The organism is Pseudomonas edaphica (assembly GCF_005863185.1).
In the GTDB taxonomy this organism is placed as follows: domain Bacteria; phylum Pseudomonadota; class Gammaproteobacteria; order Pseudomonadales; family Pseudomonadaceae; genus Aquipseudomonas; species Aquipseudomonas edaphica.
In genome coordinates, this window is sequence record NZ_VBVZ01000289.1 from 1 (window position 1) to 7,676 (window position 7,676).

Sequence of the window (7,676 nt, forward strand, 5' to 3'; positions counted from 1 at the left end):
CCGCTATCGCAGGCAAGCCAGCTCCCACAGTTTTAGTCCGCGCTTAACTCAGTTATTGCGTTGACCAGCACATCGATGTCTGCCGCCGAGGTCACCAGCCCAGGCGTCACCCGAATACAGGTTCCAAACGCCGCACCCGTGCGCGTGGTGGTAAACAGGTCGTACTCCTTGAGCAACCGATCCGCCATCGCCGTCTGATCCCGCCCAGTAAACTTGAACGCCGTAATCGCGCAATACAGCCGCGGATCATCCGGTGTCAGCACCTCAATCCCCGGCAACCCGCGCACCTGGCTGACCCAGCGATCACGCAGGTAATTGACGCGCGCACCCTTGGCCGCCGAGCCGCCGAGGTTGCGATGTTCCTCCAGCACCAACGGCAAGGTCATCAACGCCGGAAAATTCGGCGTGCTGTAGGAGGTGCGCGCACGCACGTCGCTGGAGGGGTAGTGAAACTCACCCATGTCCGGGTCGATATCGGCCAGGCGCTCCGGGGCGATGTACAGAAAACCCAGGGTCAGCGGCGCGCCGATCCATTTATGCAGGTTGAACCCGGCGAACTGAATGCCCAGTTCGGCGAGGTTGAAGTCAATCTGGCCCAACGCATGGGCGCCATCAAGAATCACGTCCACGCCATGCTCACGCGCCGCCTTGGCGATGGCTGCGACAGGCATCACCAGGCCGGTGCGGTGGGTGACATGGGTCAGCGCCATCAGCTTGAGGCGCGGGTACTGCACGAACGCATTGCGATAGGTCTGCACCAGGCTGTCGAAACTGGCCGGGTGGGCGTGGGCAAGTTCGACTACCTCCACACCGCGAACACCAGCCAACCAACGCATGGCACCTTTGACCGTGTCGTACTCCAGATCACTGATCAGCACCTGATCGCCTGGTTGCAGGCCGTTGTAGTTGCGGATCAGCGATTGCAAAGCCTCGGTGGCGTTGCGGGTGAAAGCGATCGCCTCCGGATCCGCATCGATCAGCCCGGCCAGTTGCTGACGGATCTCGACATTTTCACCTTGCTCGAAGCGCTGACGCACATACAGCGAGTTGCTGCGGTTAATAAAGGCCACATGCTCCAGATACTGCGCCTGCACAGCACGGCTCATGCGCCCGAAGTAGCCGTTTTCCAGATTGATCGGGCCAGGCTCCAGCTCATAGCGCTGGGCGATGGCGTGCCAGTGACATTCGTTGTCTGCATTCCTTGGCATAGCGTGGGCTCTTAATGGCGGGGGGCGGGTTTGCCGTGCTTTACGCGCAGCGGCTCCAGCAGTTCTGACAGGCCGTTGTGGTCGATTTCCTGCATCAAAGCGAGCAAACCGCCCAGCTCGCCGTGAGGAAAACCCTCACGGGCAAACCAGTTCAGGTAGGGGCCGGGCAGGTCGGCGATGATGCGTCCCTTGTACTTGCCGAAGGGCATTTCGCGGGTGATCAGCAATTCGAGTTTTTCGGGGTTCATGGGCTTCAAGGGTTGGCGTCGAGTCCTTGGAAAATACAGGCATTCTGCATGAAGGCCAAATGACAGATCATGCAAATAACGTACATACAGATGGTTCAATATTTTGTAAGTGGCTGATATATATCAATAAATTAATTTTTCAAAACCTGGCACGGGCGCTGCAATCATTAAGACAACCTTCTAACCTGCACAAGGAATTGAAAAATGACTGACATCAACAAAGAATCGATCTCCGTACTCAACGACCTGATCGAAACCAGCAAAGACGGCCAGAAAGGCTTCGCGACTTGTGCTGAAGACATCAAGCATCCTGAGCTCAAGGCGCTGTTCCAGAAACGCTCCGCCGATTGCGCCACTGCCGCAGCCGAGCTGCAAACCGCCGTGCGTGCCCTGGGTGGCGATCCGGAAGAATCCGGTTCGGTTGCCGGCGCTCTGCACCGTGGCTGGGTCGACGTGAAGTCGCTGGTCACCGGTAAAGATGAAGAGGCAGTACTGAACGAAGCCGAGCGCGGTGAAGACCACGCCCTGAAGGCTTACAAGGAAGCGATCGAGAAAATCAACAAGCACAACCTGCTGGGTATTCGTGACCTGGTTGAGCGTCAGTTCCACGGCGCACAACGTAACCACGACCAGGTGAAAGCCCTGCGTAACCAGGCTCGCGCTAACTCGTAAGCCCTGTGTTGTAACTGCCTAAGCTGTAACTGAATGTGGGAGCTGGCTTGCCTGCGATAGCATCACCCCGGTGTAACTGATACGCCGAGGTGTGTATCGCAGGCTAGCCAGCTCCCACATTTGCTTTGTATTGATTTTGAGATTTCTATCAGCCAATGCTGATCGGCGGCAGCTCAGTCAACGTAACAACCTGTTGCTTGCGCGGCGCAAGAATTTCAGCCTCACCGTCCACCACCAGCTCATCGCGCTGGTTGAAGACGCGCGTGGCGATGCGCACACGAAACTTGGGCAACTTCTCCAGGATCTCCAGGCGCACGGTCAAGGTGTCGCCGATTTTTACCGGCTTCTGGAAGCTCATCTGCTGGCCGATGTAGATAGTGCCCGGCCCAGGCAGCTCGCACGCTACCGCTGCACTGATCAACGCGCCGCTGAACATGCCGTGGGCGATACGCTCCTTGAACATGGTCGCCTTGGCGTACTCGGCATCCAGGTGCACCGGGTTGTGGTCGCCGGACATCGCCGCGAACAGCTGGATATCGCGCTCTTCGACGGTCTTGCTGTAGCTGGCGGTCTGGCCGACTTCGAGGGCTTCGTATGGGGTGTTGGTAACCTGGGTCATCTAAAGGTGCATCCTGTGGCTAATCGGTAATTTAATAGATTGATTTTAAAGGAAAAAGTTATTCGCAGCGCGCCGGCCTGCGTAACGTCAAGGCCTGGTCGAGCCACTTCAGAACATCCGCTGTCACGTCATCGCGGTTGGTTTCGTTGAACACTTCATGACGCGCCTGCGGGTAGATATTCAATTGCAGGTTCTGGCAACCAGCCTCACGCAGGGCATGGGCCAGGCTTTTGAGACGTTTGCCTTCACTTACCGGATCACATTCGCCGCCCATTATCATAATTGGCAGGCCCGGATCGATCTGTGCGAGGTTGGACGCTTTGCTGATTTGCTGCAAGCCGCCGAGCAAGTCGATCCACAACTGGTTGGTGCAGCGAAAGCCGCACAGCGGGTCATTGATGTACTTGTCCACCTCCAGCGGGTCGCGGCTTAGCCAGTCAAACGCGGTGCGGTTGGGCTTGAATGCCTTGTTGAATGAGCCGAACGACAAAAAGTCGATCAATGCACTGCGCCCGCGCAGGCCTTGGCGTGCGCGCTCCAGTCGGGCAATGACGCCGGCGGCGCGGTACAGCGCCACCGGCTGGTAATTCGAACCGCTGAGAATCGCCCCATTCAGGCTCGCGCTATGGTGCAGCAGGTACGCCTGGGCGATATAGCTGCCCATGCTGTGGCCCAGCAAGATGATCGGCAGGCCCGGCTGCTGCTGGCCGATGTGCTGGTTGAGGCTGGCGAGGTCGCCCACCACTTTATTCCAGCCATCCTTTTCGGCGTACAGGCCCAGCGTGCCTTCATCGGCGGTGCGGCCATGGCCACGCTGGTCCGGCGCGTACAGGCCGTAGCCGGCTGCGCACAGCGCTTCGGCCAGGCGTGCATAGCGCCCGCTGTGTTCGGCCATGCCGTGGGACAGCATGATCATGGCCTTGGCGGGCCCGTCCGGCAGCCATTGATTGACGTACAGGCGGCTGCGGTCATTCGCGGTCAGCCAGAAGGTGCTGTGATTCATAGCGCTTCCTTTGCTCAGGGTCGTTGCAGTGTATAGCTCATCTGGCCGGGGCTGGTGTATCTGCCTACACGTTAGGGGCAAGATTCATACAATAAATGACACAGTTGCGCGTATTTGCCTGTTTGGCCATAGCTGCTAACGTCCCCAAAGCTCCGCTTTTTATACCAATGAGAAAGCGGCCGGACACACTCAGGTACGAGGACAAGAATAATGCAACCTGATTTCTGGAATGACAAACGCGCGGCGGGCGTTCCCAATGATATCGACCTCACTACCTACAAATCGGTGATCGAAGTCTTTGAACGCTCCTGCAAGGCCTTTGCCGACCGTCCGGCGTTCAGCAACATGGGCATCACCCTGACCTACGCCGAGCTTGAGCGCCAGAGTGCCGCGTTCGCCGGCTACCTGCAAAACCACACCGACCTCAAGCCTGGCGAGCGCATCGCGGTGCAGATGCCCAACGTGCTGCATTACCCGATTGCGGTGTTCGGCGCGCTGCGCGCCGGGTTGATCGTGGTCAACACCAACCCGCTGTACACCCCGCGTGAGATGCGCCACCAGTTCAAGGATGCCGGCGTGCGCGCGCTGGTCTATCTCAACCTGTTCGGTTCGCGGGTGCAGGACGTGTGCACCGACACCGAGATCGACTACCTGATCGAAGCCAGGATGGGCGACTTCATGCCCGCCGCCAAAGGCTGGCTGGTCAACACCGTGGTCGACAAGGTCAAGAAAATGGTCCCGGCCTACAGCCTGCCACGTGCGGTGTCGTTCAAGCGCGCCTTGCGCATGGGCGCGGGCCAGGCGGTGGTTCGCCACCCGGTGACGCTGGATGATATCGCCGTGCTGCAATACACCGGCGGCACCACCGGCCTGGCCAAGGGCGCGATGCTCACCCACGGCAACCTGGTGGCGAATATGCAGCAGGCGCGGGCGTGCATGTCCCAGGTCACCGATGACGGCCAGCCGCTGGTGAAAGAAGGGCAGGAGGTGATGATTGCGCCGCTGCCGCTGTACCACATCTATGCTTTTACCGCGAACTGCATGTGCATGATGGTGACCGGCAACCACAACGTGCTGATCACCAACCCGCGTGACATCGGCGGGTTTATCAAGGAGCTGAAAAAGTGGCGGTTCTCCTGCTTGCTCGGGTTGAACACGCTGTTCGTGGCGCTCATGGATCACCCCGACTTCAAGACCCTGGATTTCTCCCATCTCAAGATCACCAATTCGGGTGGCACTGCGCTGGTCAAGGCCACCGCCGAGCGCTGGAAGGCACTCACCGGTTGCTCCATCGGCGAAGGTTACGGCCTCACCGAAACCTCGCCGGTGGCCAGCACCAACCCCTACGGCAGCCAGTCGCGGCTGGGCACCGTGGGCATTCCGGTGCCGGGCACGGCGATGAAAGTGATTGATGATGAAGGCCGCGAGCTGCCCCTGGGCGAGCGCGGCGAGCTGTGCATCAAAGGCCCGCAGGTGATGAAGGGTTACTGGCAGCAACCCGTGGCCACCGCCGAGACCCTGGACGCCGAAGGTTGGCTCAAAACCGGTGATATTGCGGTGATCGACACCGATGGTTTTGTCAGCATCGTCGATCGCAAGAAAGACCTGATCATCGTCTCGGGCTTCAATGTGTACCCCAACGAGATCGAAGACGTGGTGATGGCGCATCCAGCAGTGGCCAACTGCGCGGTGATCGGCGTACCGGACGAACGCACCGGCGAGGCGGTGAAGCTGTTTGTGGTGGCGCGCGCCCAAGGTGTGAGCGTTGATGAGTTGAAGGCGTACTGCAAGACCAACTTCACCGGGTACAAGGTGCCCAAGCACATTGTGTTGCGTGAGTCGTTGCCGATGACGCCGGTGGGCAAGATTTTGCGCAGGGAGCTGCGCGACATCGCCTGATGTGAAATGCAATAAAAAATGTGGGAGCTGGCTTGCCTGCGATAGCCATGTATCAGTCACCCGATTTATCGACTGATTCACCGCTATCGCAGGCAAGCCAGCTCCCACATTGCTGTTTATCGCTCCGTAAAGCCCATTCCAGAGCGATTTCCTGGCTTATAGAATCTTTGCTCTAAAAATGACCATTAGATATTCTTGAGTCATGTTTATGACTGTAGGGCCTTCTTTTGGCTCTAGGCGGCCCTTGGCAAAGCTGCTACTCTCGGCGCGCTTTGTGACTTCTCGGCCTGCTTGAAAGCGCCAGATTCACCTAAAAAAACATACACCAATAATAATCGCATCAAATGCGATGATGAATTCGCGTCGCTGAGGAGTGGGCTTCCATGAACGAAGACTTTTGGAAGGATAAGTACCCCGCCGGGATTGCTGCAGACATCAATCCAGACGAGTATCAGAATATTCAGGCGGTACTGAAACAGTCCTGCCAGCGCTTCGCCGACAAACCGGCTTTCAGCAACCTGGGCAAGACCATCACCTACGGTGAACTCTACGAATTGTCCGGCGCCTTCGCCGCCTACCTGCAACAGCATACCGATTTGAAGCCCGGCGATCGAATCGCCGTGCAACTGCCCAACGTCCTGCAATACCCGGTGGCCGTGTTCGGTGCCATCCGTGCCGGGCTGATCGTGGTCAACACCAACCCGCTGTACACCGCGCGGGAAATGGAACACCAATTCAATGATTCTGGGGCCAAGGCCCTGGTCTGCCTGGCAAACATGGCGCACCTGGCTGAAAAAGTCGTGCCCAAGACTGCCGTCAAGCACGTGATCGTCACCGAAGTCGCTGACTTGCTGTCGCCGTTCAAGCGCCTGCTGATCAACAGCGTCATCAAGTACGTGAAGAAAATGGTCCCGGCCTATCACTTGCCCAATGCGATCAAGTTCAACGACGTGCTGGCCAAGGGGCACGGCCAACCGGTTAACGACGCCAGCCCGGCCAGCGGCGATGTGGCCGTGCTGCAATACACCGGTGGCACCACCGGCGTGGCCAAGGGCGCGATGCTCACCCACCGCAACCTTGTCGCCAACATGTTGCAGTGCAAGGCGCTGATGGGCTCCAACCTCAACGAAGGCTGCGAGATCCTGATCACACCGCTGCCGCTGTACCACATCTATGCGTTCACCTTTCATTGCATGGCGATGATGCTGATCGGCAACCACAACATCCTGATCAGCAACCCGCGCGACCTGCCGGCGATGGTCAAGGAACTGTCGAAGTGGAAGTTCAGCGGCTTTGTCGGCTTGAACACGCTGTTCGTGGCGCTGTGCAATAACGAGGCGTTCCGCAAGCTGGACTTCTCCGCACTCAAAGTGACCTTGTCGGGCGGCATGGCCCTGCAACTGGCTGCGGCTGAGCGCTGGAAAGCCGTGACCGGCTGTGGCATCTGTGAAGGTTACGGCATGACCGAAACCAGCCCGGTGGCCACCGTCAACCCGATCCAGCATATCCAGATCGGCACCATCGGCATTCCGGTGCCTTCCACGCTGTGCAAAGTCATCGCCGACGACGGCACCGAGTTGGCGCTGGGCGAAACCGGCGAGCTGTGTGTGAAAGGCCCGCAGGTGATGAAGGGCTACTGGTTGCGCGACGACTCCACCGCCGAAATGCTCGACAGTGAAGGCTGGTTGAAGACCGGTGACATCGCGATCATCCAGCAAGACGGCTACATCCGCATTGTCGACCGCAAGAAAGACATGATTCTGGTCTCCGGTTTCAACGTCTACCCCAACGAACTGGAAGACGTGCTGACAAGCCTGCCGGGCGTGCTGCAATGTGCGGCCATCGGTGTGCCGGATGAAAAATCCGGTGAGCACATCAAGATCTTTATTGTGGTCAAGCCAGGGGCGACCCTGACCAAGGACCAGGTGATGGAACACATGCGCGCCAACGTCACCGGCTATAAGGTGCCCAGGGCCGTGGAGTTCCGTGATGCATTGCCGACCACCAACGTGGGCAAGATCCTGCGC

General features: G+C 58.6%; 7 protein-coding genes. 3 read left to right on the forward strand and 4 right to left on the reverse strand.

Annotated elements, in window-relative coordinates:
* Positions 1 to 32: 32 nt before the first annotated feature.
* Positions 33 to 1,208 (reverse strand): aminotransferase class V-fold PLP-dependent enzyme, encoded by a 1,176-nt coding sequence (locus FEM54_RS18850; protein WP_138452439.1) that lies wholly within the window; start codon positions 1,206 to 1,208, stop codon positions 33 to 35.
* An 11-nt stretch (positions 1,209 to 1,219) separates the two neighbouring features.
* Complete coding sequence (locus FEM54_RS18855) at positions 1,220 to 1,456, reverse strand: DUF3820 family protein (RefSeq protein WP_017139191.1); 237 nt, start codon at positions 1,454 to 1,456, stop codon at positions 1,220 to 1,222.
* A 204-nt stretch (positions 1,457 to 1,660) separates the two neighbouring features.
* Here FEM54_RS18855 and FEM54_RS18860 point away from each other — a divergent pair, with 204 nt between their 5' ends.
* Entirely contained in the window at positions 1,661 to 2,128 is a 468-nt protein-coding gene (locus tag FEM54_RS18860; RefSeq protein ID WP_017139192.1) for a ferritin-like domain-containing protein, read from the forward strand.
* Between the two features lie 148 nt (positions 2,129 to 2,276).
* Here the strand turns inward: FEM54_RS18860 and FEM54_RS18865 are convergent, their stop codons facing one another.
* Both FEM54_RS18865 and FEM54_RS18870 read right to left on the reverse strand, forming a co-directional pair.
* On the reverse strand, positions 2,277 to 2,747 hold the full coding sequence (locus FEM54_RS18865) for a MaoC family dehydratase (protein WP_003175719.1): 471 nt from the start codon (positions 2,745 to 2,747) through the stop codon (positions 2,277 to 2,279).
* Between the two features lie 58 nt (positions 2,748 to 2,805).
* Complete coding sequence (locus FEM54_RS18870; protein WP_099550453.1) at positions 2,806 to 3,750, reverse strand: alpha/beta hydrolase; 945 nt, start codon at positions 3,748 to 3,750, stop codon at positions 2,806 to 2,808.
* A 210-nt stretch (positions 3,751 to 3,960) separates the two neighbouring features.
* Between FEM54_RS18870 and fadD2 the strand changes: the two genes are divergently transcribed.
* Entirely contained in the window at positions 3,961 to 5,649 is a 1,689-nt protein-coding gene (gene fadD2 / locus FEM54_RS18875; protein WP_017139194.1) for a long-chain-fatty-acid--CoA ligase FadD2, read from the forward strand.
* Between the two features lie 383 nt (positions 5,650 to 6,032).
* On the forward strand, positions 6,033 to 7,676 hold a 1,644-nt coding region (locus FEM54_RS18880), incomplete at its 3' end, for a long-chain fatty acid--CoA ligase (protein ID WP_138452440.1).